Annotated in this window: 21 protein-coding genes; 15 read left to right on the top strand and 6 right to left on the bottom strand. The window is 73.2% G+C overall.

Features of this window, described 5'->3' with window-relative positions; genetic code table 11:
- Positions 1–13: 13 nt before the first annotated feature.
- Entirely contained in the window at positions 14–1012 is a 999-nt protein-coding gene (gene hemB / locus ACSTA4_RS27275; RefSeq protein ID WP_444961577.1) for a porphobilinogen synthase, read from the top strand.
- Between the two features lie 97 nt (positions 1013–1109).
- A complete protein-coding gene (locus ACSTA4_RS27270; protein WP_444961576.1) occupies positions 1110–1763 on the top strand; it encodes a bifunctional DNA primase/polymerase in 654 nt (217 codons plus the stop codon).
- Between the two features lie 64 nt (positions 1764–1827).
- Here ACSTA4_RS27270 and map read toward each other — a convergent pair whose 3' ends face one another.
- The 3 genes from map to ACSTA4_RS27255 form a co-directional block, all read right to left on the bottom strand.
- Positions 1828–2598: a type I methionyl aminopeptidase gene (gene map / locus ACSTA4_RS27265; protein ID WP_444961575.1), complete on the bottom strand. Its 771-nt coding sequence runs from the start codon at positions 2596–2598 to the stop codon at positions 1828–1830.
- Between the two features lie 226 nt (positions 2599–2824).
- The gene (locus ACSTA4_RS27260; protein ID WP_444961574.1) at positions 2825–3502 is read right to left on the bottom strand and encodes a response regulator; all 678 of its coding nucleotides are present in this window, start codon (positions 3500–3502) and stop codon (positions 2825–2827) included.
- A complete protein-coding gene (locus ACSTA4_RS27255) occupies positions 3499–4926 on the bottom strand; it encodes a histidine kinase (protein WP_444961573.1) in 1428 nt (475 codons plus the stop codon). The genes ACSTA4_RS27260 and ACSTA4_RS27255 overlap by 4 nt, the downstream gene beginning before the upstream one ends.
- 196 nt (positions 4927–5122) lie before the next feature.
- Here ACSTA4_RS27255 and ACSTA4_RS27250 point away from each other — a divergent pair, with 196 nt between their 5' ends.
- Positions 5123–5827, top strand: a complete 705-nt coding sequence (locus ACSTA4_RS27250) for a hypothetical protein (RefSeq protein ID WP_444961572.1) — start codon at positions 5123–5125, stop codon at positions 5825–5827.
- A 169-nt stretch (positions 5828–5996) separates the two neighbouring features.
- Here ACSTA4_RS27250 and rraA read toward each other — a convergent pair whose 3' ends face one another.
- Positions 5997–6485, bottom strand: a complete 489-nt coding sequence (rraA, locus tag ACSTA4_RS27245; RefSeq protein WP_444961571.1) for a ribonuclease E activity regulator RraA — start codon at positions 6483–6485, stop codon at positions 5997–5999.
- Between the two features lie 287 nt (positions 6486–6772).
- On the opposite strand from rraA, the gene ACSTA4_RS27240 reads away from it, so the two are divergent.
- The 5 genes from ACSTA4_RS27240 to ACSTA4_RS27220 all read left to right on the top strand — a co-directional run bounded on the left by ACSTA4_RS27240 (position 6773) and on the right by ACSTA4_RS27220 (position 11259).
- A complete protein-coding gene (locus ACSTA4_RS27240) occupies positions 6773–7462 on the top strand; it encodes a phosphatase PAP2 family protein (protein WP_444961570.1) in 690 nt (229 codons plus the stop codon).
- Between the two features lie 324 nt (positions 7463–7786).
- Positions 7787–9082 carry a glutamate-1-semialdehyde 2,1-aminomutase gene (hemL, locus tag ACSTA4_RS27235; protein ID WP_444961569.1) on the top strand — a complete coding sequence of 432 codons (1296 nt, stop codon included), beginning with the start codon at positions 7787–7789 and terminating at the stop codon, positions 9080–9082.
- A gap of 55 nt (positions 9083–9137) precedes the next feature.
- Positions 9138–9773, top strand: a complete 636-nt coding sequence (locus ACSTA4_RS27230) for a histidine phosphatase family protein (protein ID WP_130395470.1) — start codon at positions 9138–9140, stop codon at positions 9771–9773.
- A 224-nt stretch (positions 9774–9997) separates the two neighbouring features.
- Positions 9998–10096: a 30S ribosomal protein bS22 gene (locus ACSTA4_RS27225; protein WP_013155353.1), complete on the top strand. Its 99-nt coding sequence runs from the start codon at positions 9998–10000 to the stop codon at positions 10094–10096.
- A 224-nt stretch (positions 10097–10320) separates the two neighbouring features.
- Complete coding sequence (locus ACSTA4_RS27220) at positions 10321–11259, top strand: NAD-dependent epimerase/dehydratase family protein (RefSeq protein ID WP_444961568.1); 939 nt, start codon at positions 10321–10323, stop codon at positions 11257–11259.
- 445 nt (positions 11260–11704) lie between these two features.
- Here the strand turns inward: ACSTA4_RS27220 and ACSTA4_RS27215 are convergent, their stop codons facing one another.
- Positions 11705–12493 (bottom strand): HAD family hydrolase, encoded by a 789-nt coding sequence (locus ACSTA4_RS27215; RefSeq protein WP_248772355.1) that lies wholly within the window; start codon positions 12491–12493, stop codon positions 11705–11707.
- Positions 12494–12741: 248 nt separating this feature from the next.
- On the opposite strand from ACSTA4_RS27215, the gene ACSTA4_RS27210 reads away from it, so the two are divergent.
- The 6 genes from ACSTA4_RS27210 (at position 12742) to ACSTA4_RS27185 (ending at position 17158) form a co-directional block, all read left to right on the top strand.
- Complete coding sequence (locus ACSTA4_RS27210; RefSeq protein ID WP_444961567.1) at positions 12742–13887, top strand: putative quinol monooxygenase; 1146 nt, start codon at positions 12742–12744, stop codon at positions 13885–13887.
- A 252-nt stretch (positions 13888–14139) separates the two neighbouring features.
- On the top strand, positions 14140–14838 hold the full coding sequence (locus ACSTA4_RS27205; RefSeq protein ID WP_444961566.1) for an LmeA family phospholipid-binding protein: 699 nt from the start codon (positions 14140–14142) through the stop codon (positions 14836–14838).
- Between the two features lie 215 nt (positions 14839–15053).
- On the top strand, positions 15054–15392 hold the full coding sequence (locus tag ACSTA4_RS27200; RefSeq protein WP_444961565.1) for a TlpA family protein disulfide reductase: 339 nt from the start codon (positions 15054–15056) through the stop codon (positions 15390–15392).
- A 96-nt stretch (positions 15393–15488) separates the two neighbouring features.
- Positions 15489–15575 (top strand): putative leader peptide, encoded by an 87-nt coding sequence (locus ACSTA4_RS27195; RefSeq protein WP_352983320.1) that lies wholly within the window; start codon positions 15489–15491, stop codon positions 15573–15575.
- Positions 15576–16010: 435 nt separating this feature from the next.
- Positions 16011–16856, top strand: a complete 846-nt coding sequence (locus tag ACSTA4_RS27190) for a sulfurtransferase (protein WP_047868423.1) — start codon at positions 16011–16013, stop codon at positions 16854–16856.
- Entirely contained in the window at positions 16853–17158 is a 306-nt protein-coding gene (locus ACSTA4_RS27185; protein ID WP_013155346.1) for a DUF1416 domain-containing protein, read from the top strand. The genes ACSTA4_RS27190 and ACSTA4_RS27185 overlap by 4 nt, the downstream gene beginning before the upstream one ends.
- Positions 17159–17367: 209 nt before the next feature.
- On the opposite strand, the gene ACSTA4_RS27180 is transcribed toward ACSTA4_RS27185, so the two are convergent.
- Positions 17368–17838: a hypothetical protein gene (locus tag ACSTA4_RS27180; RefSeq protein WP_444961564.1), complete on the bottom strand. Its 471-nt coding sequence runs from the start codon at positions 17836–17838 to the stop codon at positions 17368–17370.
- A 468-nt stretch (positions 17839–18306) separates the two neighbouring features.
- On the opposite strand from ACSTA4_RS27180, the gene ACSTA4_RS27175 reads away from it, so the two are divergent.
- Complete coding sequence (locus tag ACSTA4_RS27175; RefSeq protein WP_444961563.1) at positions 18307–20451, top strand: hypothetical protein; 2145 nt, start codon at positions 18307–18309, stop codon at positions 20449–20451.
- The last annotated feature ends 76 nt before the right edge of the window (positions 20452–20527 follow it).

Below are 20527 nucleotides of genomic sequence, written 5' to 3'. Positions count from 1 at the left end.
CGGGAGTCCCGTGATGAACGCCTCCAGCAACGACGCCGCCTTCCCCGCGGTCCGGCCGCGCCGCCTGCGCCGCGGTCCGGCGCTGCGCCGCCTGGTCGCCGAGACCCGGGTCCGCCCCGAGAACCTCGTCCTGCCGATGTTCGTCAAGGAGGGCATCACCGAGCCGGTGGCCGTCTCCTCGATGCCCGGCCAGGTGCAGCACACGCGTGAGAGCCTGCGCAAGGCGGCCCACGAGGCGGCCGCCGCCGGGGTCGGCGGGCTGATGCTGTTCGGCATCCCCGCGCACAAGGACGCGCACGGCTCGGCCGCCGACGACCCCGAGGGGATCGTCCAGGCCGCCCTGCGCGACCTGTCCGCCGAGGTCGGCGACGACCTCGTGGTGATGGCCGACCTGTGCCTGTGCGAGTACACCGACCACGGCCACTGCGGCCCGCTGGAGGTGGACGGGCACGTCGACAACGACCTCACCCTGGAGCGGTACGCGTCCGTGGCCGCCGCCCAGGCCGAGGCGGGCGCCGCCGTGGTGGCGCCCAGCGGCATGATGGACGGCCAGGTCGCGGCGATCCGCGCCGGGCTGGACCGCACCGGGCACCAGCAGGTGCCCATCCTGGCCTACGCCGCCAAGTACGCGTCGGCGTTCTACGGCCCCTTCCGCGAGGCCGCGGAGGGCGCGCCGCAGTTCGGCGACCGCTCCGGCTACCAGCAGGACCCCGCCAACGCGCGCGAGGCGCTGCGTGAGGTGGCCCTGGACGTCGCCGAGGGCGCGGACATGGTGATGGTCAAACCCGGCCTGGCCTACCTCGACATCGTGGCCAAGGTGGCCGAGGTCTCCCCGGTACCCGTGTCGGCCTACCAGGTCAGCGGCGAGTACGCGATGATCGAGGCGGCCGCGGAGCGGGGCTGGATCGACCGCGAGCGGGCCATCGTGGAGACACTGACCTCCTACCGCAGGGCAGGGGCCGAGCAGATCCTCACCTACTGGGCGACCGAGGCCGCCCGCCTGCTGCGGTAGCGCGACCAGGCCCCTCGCCCCGGTCGCGGTCTCCGGGCGCCGGGCCTCCCGAAGGCGAGGCCGCGCCTGGAACACGAGCGAACACCGGGGAGGCTCCATGGCCGAGGTTCTGTACCGACGTAAGCGCCGCCATGCGGCGGCCAGCATGCTGGCCGCGGCTCTGGGCTACGCCGAGCTGGGCTGGCCGGTGGCGCGCGGCACCTCGCCGGGGCAGGACCGCGCGTGCAGCTGCGACCGGATGGGCTGTCCGGACCCGGCGGCGCACCCGGTGACGATGGCCTGGGGTGTGGAGGCCAGCACCGACACCGACACCATCCGGCGGTGGTGGACGGCCACCCCCGACGCGAACATCATCCTGCCCACGGGGCGGGTCTTCGACGTCTTCGACGTCCCCCGTGAGGCGGGTGTGATGGCGCTGGCGCGCATGGGCCGCTCGGGCGTCCCCGCGGGCCCGGTCGCGGCGGTGGAGTCCTCGCGCTACCTGTTCTTCGTGGCCACCCGTTCGCCGGTGGACGAGGACGAGTGGTGGTCCTGCCACCTGGACTGCGTGCCCGAGGCCGTGGAGGAGATGCCTGGGCTGCGCTGGCACTGCCGGGACAGCTTCGTGCTCGGCGCCCCCTCGCTGCTGCCCTCCGGCGGCCGGGTCACCTGGATCCGCCCGCCGCGCGCCGCGGACGGGGCCGTGGTGCTGCCCGACCCGATCGTGGTGCTCGACATCCTCGCCGACGCGAGCGAGGAGTTCTCCGCCTGACCCCCGGGGCGCGCCGGGCCCGCCGGTGGCGGTACCGGGCCGGGCGCGAGCGGCGGTCCGGCGGTCACCCGGGCAGGGTGAGGATCTCGGCTCCCTTGTCGGTGATGGCGATCGTGTGCTCGCTGTGCGCCGTCCGGCAGCCCGTCGCGCTGCGCAGCGTCCACCCGTCGGCGTCGGTGACCAGTTCGTCGGTGTCCGCCATGACCCACGGCTCCAGGGCGAGCAGCAGTCCGGGGCGCAGCTTGTAGCCGCGTCCGGGCTGTCCGGTGTTGGCCACGTGCGGGTCCTGGTGCATCGTCGACCCGATGCCGTGACCGCCGAACTCGGTGTTGATCGGGTACCCCGCCGCGCTGAGGACCGAGCCGATGGCGTGGGAGATGTCGCCGATACGGGCGCCGGGCCGGGCGGCGGCGATCCCCGCCTCCAGCGCGCGTTCGGTCGCGCGGATCAGCGCGACGCTCTCCGCGGGCCTGGACTCGCCCACGACGAAGCTGATGGCGGAGTCCGCGGCGACCCCGCCCAGGGAGACGGCGAGGTCGAGTGTGAGCAGGTCGCCGTCGGCGAGCGCGTAGTCGTGGGGCAGGCCGTGGAGCACGGCGTCGTTGACGGCCGTGCAGATGTAGTGGCCGAACGGACCGCGCCCGAAGGAGGGCGCGTAGTCGACGTAGCAGGACTGCGCTCCGGCCTCGTCGATCATCTCCCGGGCCCACCGGTCGATGTCCAGGAGGTTGGTGCCGACCGTGGTGCGGTTCCGCGCCGTCCGGAGGATGCGGGCGACCAGGGCGCCCGCGTCCTTGGCTCGGGCCACTTCGGCGGGTTTCAGGATCTCGATCATGCGACGGCCTCTCACGCAACCAATAACTATACCGTCCATACTATACCGGTTCCGGGGGTGGAGTTCCGGCCGGATCGCCGGGCACCCCGCCGGAGGGTGGACGCGGAGGGCGCCCTGGGGCCCTCCGCGCCCGCAGGGGGTGCCCAACGCCCGGGGTCGCGCCCGACGCACGTGTCTGAGGACCCTCCGGAGGAGCGGGTCCGTCCGGCCTTCGAGGACGGGCCCTCTAGCCGTCCCGGCGCTCCCGTACCCACAGGGCGAGCCGGGTGCGGTCGCGCAGCCCGAGCTTGCGCAGGATGCTCGTGACGTGGTTCTTGGCGGTGCCCTCGGTGATGAACAGGGCCCGCGCGACCTCCCGGTTGGTGGCGCCCGTGCCGACGAGGCGGGCCACCTCCTCCTCGCGCTCCGACAACCGGGGCGCCTCCCCGTAACCTGAGCGGCGGTGCGGGTCCGCCGCGAGGGCGGGGGAGGGGCCTTCGCCCAACGCGGCGACCAGGAGCTCGGCCGCCGGACCGCCGAGAACGGTCTCGCCCCGGGCGACGCGGCGGATCGCCGCCACCAGTTCCTCCGGTGGCACGTCCTTGAGCAGGTAGCCGCGTGCTCCGGCCCGCAGGCCGCCGAAGACCAGTTCGTCGTCGTCGAACGTGGTCAGGACCAGGGCGGGTACGTCCGGGTACTCCGCGCGCATCCGCCCGACGAGGGCCACCCCGTCCATGCGCGGCATGCGGGCGTCCACCAGGGCCACGTCCGGAAGCGGGTCGGCTGCCGACAGGAACTCCAGGGCCTCGACGCCGTCCGCGGCGTCGCCGACGACGTCGACGCCCTCCTCGATCTCCAGCAGTTTGCGCAGGCCCTGCCGCATCAGGATCTGGTCGTCGACGATCAGGACCGAAACAGTGGTCAAGTGGTGCCCCCAGCCGTGCCGTGAACAGTCTCCCGCGTACCGGCGTCCGCGGGAACCTCCGCGCGGAGCCGGAAGCCGAGAAGGCCCGCCGGGGGCGCGCTCCCCGGAGCCGTGCCCTCCAGCGTGCGCTCCCGACAGGTCGGGCTTCCGTCCGCCCCGTCCGCCCCGTCCTCCCGGGCCCGGCCCTTCAACGTCGTGTCCTCCCGTGTCTGGTCGTCTGCGCACACGTTGCCGCTGAGCATCGTTCCGCCGACGGCCGCGACCCGTTCGGACAGGCCCCGTAGTCCGAACCCTCCGTGCACCGCCTCCTCCGCCGCGCCGCCGCCGTTGTCGGTCACCGTGACCGCGACCCCGTCGGCGCGGGTCAGCACCTCCACCTCGACCAGGTCGGCGCCCGAGTGGCGCATCGCGTTGGTCAGGCCCTCCTGGAGCACCCGGTAGCAGACCAGCTCGGCCTCCTCCGACAGGTCGGGCCAGACACCGGTGCCGGTGACCGCGAACCCGATCCGGATGCCCCCGCCGTCGAAGGAGGCCGCCAGCGCCCGCATCGCGGCCAGCCCCGCGCGTCCCTCCAACCGCAGGGGCCGCAGCGCGCGCACCCAGCGCCGGGCGTCGGTGAGCGCCTCCCTGGCCAGTCCACGGGACTGCTCCACCTCCTCCCACGCCGCGTCGGGCCGGGCGGTGCGAAAGCGCAGCGCGTTCGTCAGCGACATGGTGAGCGCGGTCAGGTAATGGCCGGTGCTGTCGTGCATCTCCCGGGACATGCGGGCGCGCTCCTCGGCCACGGTGAGCTCGCGGATGCGCTCTGAGCGGCGGCGCAGCTCCCCGTGGGCCTCCTCCAGCGCGGCCAGGAGCTCCCGTGTGCGCTCGGCCCGCCGCGCGGCCACGGTCAGCCCGAGGAACACCGTTCCCGACGCCGCCACGATGAACAGCAGGGTCACCCCGGCGAACAGCCCCACCGCGAACGGCAGGTCGGGGACCACCAGGGTCAGACCGACGCTGAACACGAGCACGGCGGAGCCGTAGCCGATGCCGCCCGGCAGCCCGAACACGGCCACCGCGTTCATCGTGCCCACGCACAGCAGCAGGAAGGTCGTGTGGTTGCTGCTGAGCATGCAGAACACGGTGAGGGCGAGGAAGGCGGCGCTGGCCGCCCTGCGCGGCCACGGGGACGCCGGGGACCAGGCCAGGAACGGCCACAGCGCGCAGCAGAGCAGCAGGACGCCGACGCTGACGAGCACGGCGGCGTCGGCGACCGGTTCGCCGCCGTGGAAACGCATCTGCCCGCTCAGGAACAGCAGCGCGTAAAGGCCGAGGGTGAGCGCCACCGCGCCCCAGAACAGCAGTTTGAGAACGCGGGGCGGGCGGTTCTCGTGCAGCGTGACCCAGGAGGACGGGTCGGTCGCGGAGCCGGGGGTGCGCATTCCTCCGAGCGTAGTCGGGACGACCCCGCGCGGACCGTCGCGGGAGGTCATGGTCGGGGGCATGTCCGCACCATGACCTCTGGCACGTCCGGTGCACGCGAAACGTGTGACCGCACCGTGCCCCGCGGTCGATGCGGTTCCAAAAACCCTTTTCCTAGTGTTGTGCCACGAGAACGGCGAGGGAGAGGAAAAAGGAATGAACGGCACGGAGAATCCGGCGGAGGCGAAGAGGGAAAGGCCCCGCATTCCCCTTTCGGGAATTCTCGTCACGGCGGTCGCGGTCGCCCTCATGGCCCTCGTCTCCTGGACGGCCTGGCCCGAACTGCCGGGAACGGTGCTCAGCGGACGGACCAACCTGGACGGCACCCCCGACACGGTCCCCCGGGTGGTACTCGTGCTGGCCCTGCCCCTGACGACCGGATTCCTGGCGGTCGTGCTGTCGGCCGCCGTGGTCTTCGGAACCCGTCTCCAGAACGGCCTCCAAGACGCGCTGGGGCTGCCGTCGGCGTCGACGGCGCGGAGCGCCGCGAGGGGCATGAACGCCCTCCTGTGCCTGCTGTCCCTGTTCCTGCTCGTGACGCACGGCGTGCTCGTCCTGGGCCAGGCCGGATGGGACCTCCCGATCAGCCGGGTGCTGGGCACGGCGACCGGGCTGTTCCTGGTCGGTGTCGGCGCCGCCCTGCCCGCGCCGGAGCCCGGTGCGGACCGCGACGGGCCCATGCTCCGCTGGTGGTCGGCCGCGCACCGCCTCATGAGGACCGGGTTCGTGCTGGTCGGCCTGGCACAGGCGGCGGTCGTTCTGCTCGTCGACCACACGCTGGTGTGGCTCCTCGTCCCGCTCCTGCTGCTCCCCGTGATGTGCGCGGCCGTGGTGCTCCCGCTCCTGCGCGGCCGGGCCTGAACGCGCGGGACGGCGGGGGCGGGCGGGGCGACGGGTGCGGTGGTCGGGACGGGCGGGGGAAGGCCCCGGAGCCCGCCGGGGGCAACCAGGGGCCCGGCGGGACGCGCAACGGAGGCGCCGGGGAGGTCACCCCGGCGACCTCCTCCGTTCGCCTCCGCTTGGTCCGGCGTCAGATCCGGATCTCCTCGGCGTTCACCACCACGCCGTCCTCGTCGCTGTAGAGCCACTCGCCCGGCGTGAACGTGACGTCGCCGAAGGACACGGGCACGTCCAGGCGGCCGGCGGCGTCCTTGAGGGACTTGCGGGGGTTGGAGCCCAGCGCCTTCACGCCCAGGTCCAGCCCGGCCAGGGCGCGGGTGTCGCGGACCGCACCGAAGATCACGGTTCCGGCCCAGCCGTTGGCCACGGCCGCCTCGGCGATCATGTCGCCCATCAGGGCCGACCGCAGCGAGCCGCCGCCGTCCACCACCAGGACCGCGCCGTCGCCCGGGGTGTTGAGGACCTGCTTGACCAAGCCGTTGTCCTCGTGGCAGCGGACGGTGCGGATCCGGCCGGAGAACACCGCGCGCCCCCCGAACTGGCGGAACTGCGTGGAGCAGCTGCGCAACGTGTCACCGTGGTCGTCGATGAGGTCCGCGGTGGTGAAGTTCGAGGTCATCGGGGCTCCGTCTCAGGAGGGCGGATGGGCACCGCCGGGAGGGTGGACACCCCCAAGCTACTCATCGGTACGCCGGGCCTTCGGTGCGGCACGGCCTCTCCTTCGTCGGTGCCCTCCGTCTCTTTCGTCGATACGGCCGTTTCGCGAACCCGGGAAGTCCCGGTTGATGACAGGATGAAGCCTTTCCTGTCACCGAATCATGGGATTCCCGTCACCTCCGGACGGGACGTCGCCCAGATCATCCCCCCTGCGCGCGATCCTCCCCCTGAGCGACCCAATGGAGAGAGATGGTCTCTGAGATCCTCGCCGTCAGCGCCGCCTGGTCCCGGGCCCTGATCGAGTTCACTGCGGACCTGGACCCCTGGGTGCAGAGCGTCGCCTACGTGGGCACCGACCTCTTCCTCGGAGTGTTCGCGGTCCTCTTCCTCGCCGCCTGGTGGCGCGCCCGCTCCGTGGACTCCCGCCTGGTCGGCCTGGCCCTGTTCGCCCCCGTCGCCACCGTCGTCGCCTACGCGGTCAGCCGCACCGTGAAGACGTTCTTCGAGCAGATGCGCCCCTGCCAGGCCATGACCGACCTGACCACGATCGCCACCTGTGACCCGCTCGGCGACTGGTCCTTCCCGAGCAACCACGCCGCGATCGCGGGCGCCGCCGCCGCGGCGCTCATCCTGGCCTGGCGCCGCATCGCCGTCCTCGCCGTGCTGCTCGCCGTCCTGGAGGCCTTCTCCCGGGTCTTCGTCGGCGCCCACTACCCGCACGACGTCACCGTCGGCCTCCTCGTCGGCGCCACCGTCGCGGCCCTGGTCTCCCTGGCCGCCTCCCGCCCGATGACCGCCCTCGTGGAGCTGCTCGCCCGCGACGACCGCCTGCGCCCGCTGGTGCGCGCCGAGCGGCCGGACACCCCGGCCGCCCCAGACACGGGCGCGCCGCCCCTGTCCGACACCCTCGCCCGGGACGGCCACGCCGCCCGGTACTGAGCGGACCCCCGTGTGCCCCGTCCCTCCCCAGGGGGCGGGGCACACGCGTGTGTGGCCACGGCGTCATCTCTCCCCGCTACTTCCCCCACTGGTCGGGCGCAGGAACGGGGCACACGTGTGCCCGACCAACCCCAGACCCGGGCCGCCTGCGAGCGCGCCGAGCGCCTGCCGCCGACGGGCGACCCCAGCACTCGGCTCCACCAGCTGATCCGGGCGCTGATCCGCCCCTGACCCCGGTACCGGTCCGGGCACCGACGCCGGGACCTCGGCCGACGCGGGGCGGGTCATGGTCCCGGTACCGGACACAGCTGACACACTGGTGAGGTGGGTACTCAACAGACTTCCGCAGAGCTTTTCCAGCGTGCCTCCGCCGTCGTGCCCGGTGGCGTGAACTCCCCCGTCCGCGCCTTCGGCGCCGTCGGCGGCACCCCGCCCTTCTTCGTCAAGGGCGAGGGCCCCTACCTCACCGACGCCGACGGCCGCCAGTACGTCGACCTCGTGTGCTCGTGGGGGCCGCTGATCCTCGGCCACGCGGCCCCCGCCGTCGTCGAGGCCCTCCACGGCGCGGTCGACGCCGGAACCTCCTACGGCGCGCCGACCCCCGGCGAGGTCGAGCTGGCCGAGCTGATCGTCGAACGCACCCCGGTGGAGAAGGTCCGCCTCGTCAACTCCGGCACCGAGGCCACCATGTCCGCGATCCGCCTCGCGCGCGGCTTCACCGGGCGCAGCAAGATCGTCAAGTTCGCGGGCAACTACCACGGCCACGTCGACGCCCTCCTGGCCTCCGCCGGTTCGGGTCTGGCCACCTTCGCCCTGCCCGACTCCCCGGGTGTGACCGGGGCCAGCGCCGCCGACACCCTCGTGCTGCCCTACAACGACCCCGAGGCCGTCGAGCGCGCCTTCGCCGAGCACGGCGACGAGATCGCCTGCGTGATCGCCGAGGCCTGCCCCGCCAACATGGGCGTCGTCGCCCCCCGGGACGGGTTCAACGCCCGGATCAAGGAGATCGCGCACGCCAACGGCGCCCTCCTCATCCTCGACGAGGTCCTCACCGGCTTCCGCGTCAGCGCCTCGGGCTGGTTCGGCCTGGAGGGCGTCGCCCCCGACCTCATGACCTTCGGCAAGGTCATGGGCGGCGGCCTGCCCGCCGCCGCGTTCGGCGGACGCGCCGAGATCATGGACCGCCTCGCGCCGAACGGGCCCGTCTACCAGGCGGGCACCCTGTCCGGGAACCCGCTGGCCACCGCCGCCGGCCTGGCCACCCTGCGGGGGGCCACCCCCGAGGTCTACGCCCGCATCGACGAGGTCTCCGCGCGGGTGGCGGCCGAGGTCTCCAAGGCGCTCGGCGAGGCCGGGGTCGTCCACCGGCTCCAGAACGGCGGCAACCTCTTCACGGTGTTCTTCACCGACCAGGAGGCCGTCGACTTCGACACCGCGCGCACCACCGACACCGCGGTCTTCTCCGCGTTCTTCCACGCCATGCTCGACCAGGGCGTGTACCTGCCGCCCGCCGCCTTCGAGGCCTGGTTCTTCTCCGCCGCGCACGACGACGCCGCCGTGGACCGGGTGGTCTCGGCGCTGCCCGGGGCGGCCCGCGCCGCGGCCGAGGCCCAGGGCTGACGCCCAGGGCCGGTACAGCCCCGACGCCCACGACCCCGAAGGAAAGACACACACGATGACGACGACCACCGTCGTGCACCTGCTGCGACACGGAGAGGTGTACAACCCCGGCAAGGTGCTCTACGGAAGGCTCCCCGGCTTCCACCTCAGCGACCGGGGCCAGCAGATGGCGGAGATGACCGCGGAGTGGTTCGAGGGCCACGACATCGCGGCGCTGTTCTCCTCGCCGCTGGACCGTACCCAGGAGACCGCCGTGCCCCTCCAGAAGGCGACTGACCTGCCCGTCACCCTGGACGACCGGCTCATCGAGGCGGCCAACAAGTTCGAGGGAATGAGTCTGTCGCGGCGGTCGGTGCGCGATCCCCGCGTGTTCAGCCGGGTGTACAACCCGTTCCTGCCGTCCTGGGGCGAGCCCTACTCCGAGATCGTCACCCGCATGGTGGAGGCCGTCAAGGTCGCCCGCCGGGCGGCGTGGGGCCGCGAGGCCGTGTGCGTCAGCCACCAGCTGCCGATCTGGATGACCCGCCGCGCGGCCGAGGGCAAACGCCTCTGGCACCGCCCCGACCTGCGCGAGTGCAACCTGGCGAGCGTGACGTCGCTGACCTTCAGCGACCAGCGGCTGACCAGCGTCAGCTACGCGGAGCCCGCCGCCGTCCTGTACAAGGACGAGCCCGCACTTCCCGGGGCGTGACCCGGAGCGCGCACCCGTAACGGTAAGCTGGGCCTTCGGGTGCGGTAGGTGCGCGCTCTCCAGCGCCGGACCCGGGGGACACCACCCCGGTCGCACCGGCCGATCCGGGCCCCGGGCACGCAGGTGTCCGAACGGCTCCGGTGACCGCATCCGAGCCCCTTGCCGGTTTCCACCGCCCAGCGGTGCGGCATGTCCGTAACCTCCGTCAGCGAGAAGGTGATCCCATGGGTTCCGTCATCAAGAAGCGCCGCAAGCGGATGGCGAAGAAGAAGCACCGCAAGCTGCTCAAGCGCACGCGTGTCGCGCGTCGCAACAAGAAGTAGGACCGGTAGCGGCGAACGTCGTCTCTCCGCGGGCGCGGGCGCGCTCCAGGCACGCCCCGGACGCGGAGACACCGCCGTCCTTGCCCGCCTTTGCCGGAGCTATGGAATTTTCTGGGTGAGGCGCTGTTGTGTCTCACGGGTCGCGGTCGCCGGTTCACCCCCCGGGTGAACGGTCCGCGGGCCTGCCGGAACAGCTCCCGTCTCCTCCCAAGGAACGTGTCGCCATGGTTCGTGTCGTACTCGTCACCGGGGTTTCCACACCCCTGGCCGCCAGGGTCGCGCAGACCCTGAGCGAGGAGCCCGGGGTCCGCCGGGTGATCGGTGCCGACTCCTCGCCACCGCCCACGGACGCGCCGGGGGTCGAGTACGCCCATGTCGACCTGCACGACGGGAGCCTGGACAGGATCGTCGCCGACTCCGGCGCCGAGCTCGTCCTGCACCTGGGCCTGGACACCGCTGGCCGTCCCAACCGCGAGGACAACGTCCTGGGCACCATGCGGGTGCTCGGCGCGGCCCAGCGCTCCACCACCGTCCGGCGCCTGGTGGTGCGGTCCAGCGCCACCCTGGACGCCGACGACGCGGCCGAGGTCGAGCGGCACACCCGCGGCCTCCAGCGCCGCCGCCCCGACCTCTCGGTGGCCGTCCTGCGCTTCGCCAACCTCATCGGCCCCTCGGTGAGCACCCCGCTCACGCGTTACCTGGACTCGCGGTTCGTGCCCACCGTGCTCGGCAGCGACCCCGACGTGCAGTTCCTGCACGAGGACGACGGCGCCGAGGCGCTGGTGCGCATGGCGCTCAGCGACGGCACCGGGTTCTTCGACGTGGCGGGCGAGGACTCGGTCCGCCTCTCGCACTGCCTGCGCCGCGTCGGCGGCCAGCGGCTCCCCGTCCCGGCGCGCGGCCTGCGGGCGCTGCGCGGCCTGGCCAAGCACGGCCGGATCGACTACGCGAGCTCCAGCACCTCCCGCGCCGTGCGCGCGGGCCTCAACACCTCGGGCATGCACACCGACTCCCTGGAGCGGGTGCTGGACTGGTCGCCCGCCTACAGCTCGGCGGAGGCCTTCGAGACCTACGCGGGCAGCCGTCGCGGCACGTCCCCGCGCGGAGGCGGCCTGCGGCCCGTCCACGTGCTCGCCCTCGCCAGGGCCACGCTGAGGCGCTGAGGGATCTCCGGTCGGCCCCTGGTGCGGCCCACGGTGTGAAACGTCCGGAAAGCGCATCTGAGGGCTTTGTGGGCAGCATGAGGTGTTTCGGGACCCTGGGCCCCCTTGTTCCATTGCACCAGCCGGTCACCCGTCGGCGCCACGCCCACGCGTGACCTGTGGACAACTTCTGTCCCGGGCCCCATCCCGTGCGGCGGTCCCCTCGACGGAGCGGGCACCCCGCCGGCCCGGCTCTTCCGGTCTCCGGCCTCCACCCGCTCGGCTCTTCCGGCCTCCCGGCCTCTCCGCCCGCTCGGTTCCCCCGGGTCTCCCGGCTCCACCGGCCTTCGCCCGTCCGGTTCCTCCGGCCTCCGGCCACCGGGTCGCCCGGCTCCTCAGCCCGCCCGGTTTCCCTGGCCGTCCGGCTTCTCCAGCCTTCCGGCTCCCGGCCTTCGGCCCGCCCGGCTCAGCCGGTCCGTCTCTGTCTGACCGCGCGCAGCGCCACGGCACCGGCGACGGCGCCCACGGCGGCCGGGACGGCCACCCGCAGCGCGTTCCGGTGCCGCCGGAAGTCGTGCACCGGCCACCCGTGCGAGCGGGCGTACCTGCGCAGGTCGGTGTCCGGGTTGACCGCGTGCGGGCGCCCCACCAGGGACAGCAGCGGCAGGTCGTTGGAGGAGTCGCTGTAGGCGGAGCAGGAGGCCAGGTCCCACCCCTCCCTGTGGGCGAGGGCGCGCACGGCCACGGCCTTGGCCGGACCGTGCAGCAGGTCCCCGTTCAAGCGTCCCGTGTACACCCCGTCGACGCACTCGGCCTCGGTGCCCAGCGCGCCGGTCAGGCCCAGCCGCCGCCGGATGATCTGGGCCAGCTCCACCGGTGTCGCGGTCACCAGCCACACCGGCCGCCCCGCGTCCAGGTGCCCCTGGACGAGCGCCCGGGTGCCCTCCCAGATCCGGTCGGCCATGGTGTCGTCGTAGATCTCCTCGCAGAGCGCGACGAGGTCGTTCACGTCGTGTCCGGCCACGAACGCCAGCGCGGCCTCGCGCGCGGCGTTGATGTGCTCGGGCTGCTCGCTGCCGGTCACCCGGAACACGGTCTGCCCCCACGCGAACCGCATCAGGTCGCGGGTGGTGAACAGGTCCCGGGAGGCCAGGCCCCGGGCGAAGTGGTAGATCGACGCACCCCGCATCAGGGTGTTGTCCACGTCGAAGAAGGCGGCCCCGCGCGCGTTCGGGGACACGGCGTCGTGTGACACGGTTCTCTCCTGGCTTGGGTGGGGGAAGCGGCCCTTCCGGTGTCGGGGCGGCGCTCCCCGCGTAGTGCGAGCCTACGGCCACCCGCGGGCAGGGTGGGGCCGCTGGGATGCGGCGGCAAACCTGGTGATGAAGATCACAGTGTAAATCCCCGTTGTGGCCTCCACTCTGCGGGATCGTCGCCCACACTGGCCCCGCGAATCTGCATCCAGTGCACATCCACCCGCTAACGTGCAGCATCATTGTCGGGATGGTGACGGTAGGACTGGCATTCATAAGCGCGTTGGTGGGCTGGAGCGCCACCGCCGCGCTCGCCGCGTATGCCCAACGCCGTCCCGGTGTGGCCACGGTCGGATGGCTCGTCGCCGCACTGGGTACGACGGTCGGCCTCAGCGCGGGCGTGATCGGCGCGATGTTCGACTTCGGCGGGGCCACCTTCCGGCTGCTGCATATCGGCATCAGCCTCCTCGGCCCGCTCTACATGGCTTGGGGTGCGCTGGAGTACGGCGTCCGCTCGCCCCGCGGCCGGTTCACCTCGCGGCTGTTCCTCAGCGCGTTCACCATCGTCCCCCTGGTGGTGTTGTCCGTCGACCGGGTGGGCACCCGCTTCGACGCCTCCTACCCCGCCATGGGCGAGCACTACGACCTCATTCCGCGCTCGCTCGTCAACCTCTCGCAGGTCCTCGCCGCGGTGTTCCTCGTCTCCGCGCTCGTCGCGGTCGCCCGGCGCGCCTCCGACCACCGCCGCACCGACCTGACGGTGCTGGGACTGGTCGGCCTGGCCGCGCTGCTCTCCGTCGTGGTCGGCCGCTTCGGCCTCGGCTTCGGGGGGCCGCTGCTGATGCTCGGCGCCGTCGCCGCGCTGTGGGGGGCCGTCGCCATGGCCGCGCGCCCGCGCCGCGACCCCTACGACGACGATGACGACTACTACGACGACTACGACGACGGGGGCGCGGACCCCGACGACGAACTCCCGGAGGAGCCCGTGCGCCGCAAGCGTCGCCAAGCCGACCCCTACGACGACTACTACGACGGCCCGCCGGTCCGCCAGGCCCCGCCCAGCAAGCTGCGCGGCGTCATCACCATCTACACCCTCGCCGACCAGCAGGGCCCGGGTTTCGACCGCATCGCCGACGCCCTCGTCGCCCAGGTCTCCCACAGCGAGCCGGACACCCTGCTGTTCGCCTGCCACACGGTGCCCAGCGCGCCGCTCCAGCGCATCGTCTACGCGATGTACCGCGACGAGCTGGCGCAGGAGGAGCACGAGCAGCAGCCGCACGTCCTGGAGTTCGCCCGCCTCAGCCCCCAGCACGTGGTCGCCACCAACGTGATCGAACTCTCCCTCGCGGGCGCGGCGGCCAGCGACGGCCTCGCCGCCATGCTGATGCCCCGCTGAGCAGGGCCCGCAGGAACCGTCAACGGGGCCGCAGCGCCCCGCTTCCGCCCCGCGAGATGTCTCGAACCGGTCTAGTTGTCCATCCGGGACAAACCGGTGGAAGGCTCCGGGCGTCCAACCTGTGGTGAAGTAGCCTTTCCGACAGGTTTCCATGACCGGCGCCCGTCGGGCGCCGATGGCGTGTGACCACGACCGGCGGGACGAACCAGCCGAGAGCGCGCCGGAACGAAAGAAAGTGTGCTGGGATCTCCGATGCGTAAGTTTCTCGTCGTTCTCCTGATCCTCCTGGCGGTCGCAGTGGTTGCGGCCGACATCGGGGCACGCAGCTTCGCGCAGAACATGGTCGCGAGCCAGCTGGCCCAGCGGCTCCAGATGGCCGAGGAGCCGGAGGTGTCCATCGAGGGGTGGGCCTTCCTGCCGCAGGCCGTCAGCGGTACTTACTCCGAGGTCAACATCACCGCCGCCTCGGCCACCATGGACAGCATCACCGTCGAGCAGATCGACGTCACCGCCACCGAGGTCGACGCGCCCCCCGCCGACCTGCTCAACCAGCCGACCGTGGTGGCGGGGCAGCTGGACGGCTCCTTCACCGTCCCCTACTCCTTCTTCAACGCCTACCTCCCCGAGGGCATCACCATCACGACCGAGGGCGGCGAGCCCCGTATCACCGGTGAGCTGGCGTTCCCCGAGTTCGGCATCAGCACCTCCGTCAACGCGGGCGGTGAGTTCTCGGTCGAGGGCGACACCGTGACCGTCACCCCCGTCGACGTCCAGGTGGGCGACGCCCCCGTCGACCTCAGCGGCATGGCCGCGACCATGCTCACCTTCAGCGCCCAGGCCCCGCAGCTGCCGTTCGGCCTGACCGTCACCGAGATGGAGGCCACCTCCAGCGGCCTGCGCGTCACCGGCGCCGGCTCGGACATTCCGCTCATGGGCGCCGACGCGGTCTGACGCCGGCTCCGGCCGCCCCGCGGCGGCGCCGTCGCGGTCCTTCCCGGACGGTACGGCCGCGGGGACCGGAACGCGCGCCCGCCACCGGACGCGCGGTCCGCGCCGATCCGCCCCGGGGCGTGCGGACCGAGCCGGGCCGACGGGCGGCCCGCGCACCGGGAGCGGCAGCCGCAGAACCGGAGAAGAAGAGGACACGCAGGGGGAGGGGAAGCGCCATGGCGCGACAGGACGCGGACGCGGCGGGCGACGTGCTCACCGCGGAGGAGGTCGGCGCCCCGCTGGGGGAGCGGGCCACCCTCGTGCAGTTCTCCACCGCCTTCTGCCAGCCCTGCCGGGCCACCCGCCGCGTCCTCGACGAGGTCGCGGCCATGGTCGACGGCGTCGCGCACGTGGAGGTGGACGCCGAGTCCCGCCTCGACCTCGTCCGCCGCTTGGACGTCACTGGCACCCCCACCGTCCTGGTCCTGGACGCCTCCGGCCGCGTGGTGCGCCGGGCGGCGGGCCAGCCCCGCAAGGCGGACGTGATTGCCGCGATCGGCGCGGCCGTCCTCTGAACCGTTTCCCTCCGGACGCCCCACCCGCGCGAACGACTTCTTTGTGATCCAGCCCACCAGTGACAAACGTGTAACACGGCCTGTAGCGTCTTCGGTGTGACCTCCTTGACGAGCGCGTATCTGACGAAGCGACGGGCAGTGGACTTCTGCCGCGTCGCCGCCGCGCTCTGTCTGTGTCCCTAGGGCGGACGGGCCCCGGAGCCCACGCCCCCTCCGTGCGACTGGTTCTCGTCTTCCGCGTACGCATCTGGGGACAGCACACATGCGGGTCGACCCTCACGGGCAGTGCCTCGCGCCTGCCCTGACCACTTCCGTACCAGCCGGAGCCCCGGCAGCCGCCGACCTTCGCGTCCCCGGCCGCCGTGCTCCGTCCTGCGCGGACACAGTGGCCGGGAGGGTTCGGCACCCGCTTCGCAGCCCGCTGTCCGCGTTCCCCGTACGCCCGGAATCCGCCGTGCCCCGACTTCCCGGAGCGCGTCCGGCGGCCCCGGCCCGCGCCGGAACCGCGAACCCCGCACCGCTTCGCAGACTTTCCACATCCCCCGCTCCCGGGACGGCAGCCCCCGGGAGCACCGATCCGCACACGCGACACCGCACAAGAAACACAGGAGGTTCCCCATGAGCCGCTCCGACGTCCTCGTGGACGCCGACTGGGTGGAGGCTCACCTGGACGACGCCGACGTGGTCCTGGTCGAGGTCGACGAGGACACGTCCGCGTACGACAAGGGCCACATCCCCGGCGCCGTCAAGATCGACTGGAAGACGGACCTCCAGGACCCCGTCCGCCGCGACTTCGTGGACCGCACCGGTTTCGAGAAGCTGCTGTCCGCCAAGGGCATCGGCAACGACGACCAGGTCATCCTGTACGGCGGCAACAACAACTGGTTCGCCGCCTACGCGTACTGGTACTTCAAGCTCTACGGCCACACCAACGTCCGCCTGCTGGACGGCGGCCGCAAGAAGTGGGAGCTCGACTCCCGCGAGCTCGTCAAGGACGTCCCCGAGCGGGCCGCCACCCAGTACACCGCCCAGGAGCAGGACGCCTCCATCCGCGCCTTCCGCGACGAGGTCGTGCAGGCCATCGGCACCAAGGACCTGGTCGACGTGCGCTCGCCCGACGAGTTCACCGGCAAGCTGCTCGCTCCCGCGCACCTGCCGCAGGAGACCTCGCAGCGCCCGGGCCACATCCCGACCGCGCGCAACATCCCGTGGGCCAAGACGGCCAACGAGGACGGCACCTTCAAGACCGCCGACGAGCTGCGCGAGCTCTACACCGGCGCGGGCGTGGACCTGGACAAGGACATCATCGCCTACTGCCGGATCGGCGAGCGCTCCTCGCACACCTGGTTCGCCCTGCACGAGATCCTGGGCCTGGAGAACGTCAAGAACTACGACGGCTCGTGGACCGAGTACGGCTCCCTCGTGGGCGTCCCGGTCGAGCTGGGGGAGGCCGAGGCCAAGTGAGTGACAGCTGCGGAGCGCCGGTCGGCGGGGTCGCCCTCGCCGACGTCGACGCCGGGAACCAGGCGGTCATCCAGGGTACGGTCACCCGTGACGGACAGCCGCTGAGCGGGGCCTACGCCCGCCTGCTGAACGACTCCGACGACTTCGTCGGAGAGGTGGCCACCGGCGAGGAGGGCACGTTCCGCTTCTTCGCCGCCGACGGCTCCTGGAAGGTGCGCGTCCTCGCCTCGAAGGGCTTCACCGGCGAGTACGCGGTGCAGGCCGAGGTGGGCAAGGTCATCGACCTCCAGGTGCAGGCCTAGACGGCCTAGCGACCTCAGGCGTACACGGGGCGCCGGTGCCGACGGGAGACCGTCCGGCACCGGCGCCCCGCGCCGTTGCGGGCCCCGCCCGTCCCCGGGGTTCGGCCTTTGGGTCCCCGGGACGGGCACGGGGCTGACGGAGGACGGAGCAGGGGAGCGGGCCAGGGCGTCGCCATGCGGGGTCCGGTGCCGGGTGCCCTCCGAACCCCTCAGTCGGCGGGCTCCTCCTGATCCTTCTCCGCAAGGGGGAGGTTGATCTCGATGGCGACGGCGGCGCGCCTCAGGCGCAGAAGGCGGTAGGGCACCACGCCCACCAGGTAGGGGATAAACACCGCCACGAGCGCGAACAGCAGTACACGCATGGCCGTCGGGGTGCCCTCGTCCGACGCCCACCGGAGTAGGTTCGGCAGCTGGATCGCGGCGATCAAACACAGGGTGACCGTCTCCCACGGGTTCTCCCAGCGCCGGTGCTCGACGCGCGCCCGGTGGCACACGAGCCGGGCCGTGCGCGTGTCGTCCACCGCGAGGCCCTGCCGCACCGCTCTTTCGACCCTGCGCCGCTGCTCCCGGTCCGCCCTGGACCACATCCCCTCCTCCGCGCACGAGGCGGAAGGCGGCCAGAGCGGGCGTCCGTTGCGGCGGCGCCACCGGTGGCTCATGACCGCGGACACGATCAACATGGCCAGGACGACGGCCAGTAGGGCGAGAAGCGCGGCGTACAGGTAGGCCTCGGGAATGGGGGGTCACTCCTCGGGAAGGGGGCGTCCTCTCTTCTTCTGTCCCCCTTCCCCTGCCCCCGGGGGAGACGCTGACACGGCGGTGCCTCGCCACCGGCTTCGGAACGGGCGCGGTCCCTGGGAACGGGAAACGGGGCGCGCGGCCCTTCGGCCTCCACGGGGTTCGCGACGCGTTTTCCACAGGTCCGGGGCGGGGCTGGAAAGCGGTGCGCGCTGCTGCTTGACTGAGATCGACGGCCTTCCACCCGCGCCCACCGGCACCCTCCCGTGCCCGTGACCGGTTCCGGCGGGGCCGTGACGAGCGCGGCGGGCGGGTGACGGCATTCCGCCCACGCTCCGGCCCGGGCCGGAGCCCCGCGCGACCGAGTCCCCGGCCGCCCCCGCGACGGCCGGTCAGGAGGTGTTCGGACGGTGCCCAACCCCCGTTCGGGAGGAGCGTCCCGAGGAGAGGCCGGACGTACCTATGTCGGCTGGCGGCACGCCGTGCTCCTGCCGCCTCCCGGACCGGCCCCACGGCGGCCGACCCCGGCCGACGCCGAGACCGTCAGCGAGGAGTGGATCGCCGCCCAGCGCGACAGCGAGGCCCAGACCAACCGGCCCCTGTACTTCGCCCTGGCCGGGCTCCTCCTCCTCACCCTGCTGCTGCCGCTGCTGTGGACCCTGCGCATCCTCCCCGGCAGCTTCGCCCTCGGCGGCGTGTTCGCCTGCGCCGCCATCGCCGCGCCCATCGCCTTCGCCCTCGTGCAGAGCCGCCAGGTCGTCGCCGACCGGCTGCACAGGGCCAGGGAGCGCCTGGCCGCCGAACGCGACGAGCGCGACCGGGTCCTGCGCGAACAACAGCACGAGCACGCCCGCAGGTACACCGAGTGGCAGGCGGCCTCCCGGGCCTACGAGGCGCAGCCGCTCTGGTACGGGGTGACCGTCCCCGCCGACAGGGGCGCCGTGGTCGTGGTGGGCGGGGACGACGCCGGATGGTCCGCCCTGCTGGCCACCGTCGGGGTCTCCCGGCTGCGCGAGGGCGGCGACCTCACCGTGGTCGACCTCACCGGGCACTCGGTGGCCCGCGAACTCGTCCGGCTGGCCCGCCGCTGCGCCGTGGCCCCGCGCCGGTGGGTGCTCCCCGCCGACCTGCCCCGGATGACCCTGGGCACCAACCTGGACGCGGGACAGCGCGCACGCATCCTCTCCGCGGTCGCGTCCGCCTCCGGCGGCACCGCGGAGACCGACGCCGACGAGACGCTGCTGCTCCGTCTCCTGGAGGTCCTGGGGCCGCACGCGGGGATCGCCGAACTCATCGGCGGCCTGCGCGCCCTGCTCACCCCCGAGGAGGACGCCGCCGAGGACGACCCCGCGCTCGCCCTGCTCACGCCGGGGCAGCGGGCCCGGGTGCGCGAGCGCTGCGCCGACGGGCCGCACATCGGGGAGCGGGCCTGGGAGCTGGAACGCCGCCTGAGCCCCTTCGAGGCCGTCGGTACCCGTGCGGACGACAACGACTACGCGCAGGTCAAGATCATCTCCACCGACCGGGCCTCCGGTGAGACCGCCGCGCGCGTCTACGGCACCTACGCCGTGTCCGCCCTCAGCGAGCTGCTGGAGGCGCCCGAGCCCAGGAACGCCGACGGCAGACGCCCCCGCGTGCGCCCGGACCGCACCCGCACCGTCGTGGTCTGCGGCGCCGAGTCCCTCCCCGAGGGGGAGGTCGACCAGGTCCTCGCCGCGGCGGCCGAGGGCGGGGTGGAGGTCGTCCTGATGTTCCGCACGGCCGCCCCCGCCGCGCTCGCCCGGTTCGCCGACCCCGCCTGCCTGCCGGTGGTGATGCGTCAGAACAGGGATTCGGCGGAGGCCGTCGAACGCGCCGTGGCCTCGGCACCCGGTGTCGCCGGGCACGACCCCGGCGGGCTGCGGGTGCACCGCCTCACCGAGGCGGTCGGCGGGGCCGTGGGCGGCGCGGCCACGAGCGAGCCGGAGGACCCCGACGCCGAGGTGGAGGCCGACGACCGGTTCTTCCCCTCCCCGCACACCGAGTCCGGCGCGGTGATCCGCAACGCCGCGGCGGCGATCGCACCCCTGGACCTCGTCCGCCATGTGAGATCCGCCACCGCGTGGGGGCGGGCCACCCTCCAGGAGGCCGGAACCGGCGGGACCGCCGCCACCGGGGACGACGGCGCGGCCCCCGGCCGCCCCTGCGGCCTGGACGCCGATTCGCTGCGCGGGCTCCCCGCCACGGCCGCCGTGGTCCTGACCGCCGACGGTCCCGTGCTGGCCGACACCAACCCGGGTATCCTCACCCTGTCCACAGCCACACTCGCCACGGTGGACGACTCCCGGAACACCGGCGACGCACCGGGCGTTGGAGGCGGTGGCGCCGTGGCCGCGAGGGGGCGCGGTGCCGGAGGCGGCCGCCCCCGGGGTCCGACCGCGGATCCCCACGCCCCGACCGACACACCCGACGGCACCGCCGCCGCGGACGGCTCCCCCGCGCCGACGGGGGCCGTGGACGACGGGGTGCCGCCCAACCTGGGGCCGCCGCCCGAGAGGTTGGACTGGCGGGTCTGACCCCGGGTGGACACTAGGCTTGGCCCGACACACCGCCCGCCGCCTCCCAGGAGCGAACGGCGCGGGCGGTCCAGCA

The sequence above is a fragment of the Nocardiopsis sp. M1B1 genome, from assembly GCF_052466615.1.
Note: the sequence above shows the minus strand (reverse complement) of the source record. Positions and strands in the feature narration are given on the sequence as shown.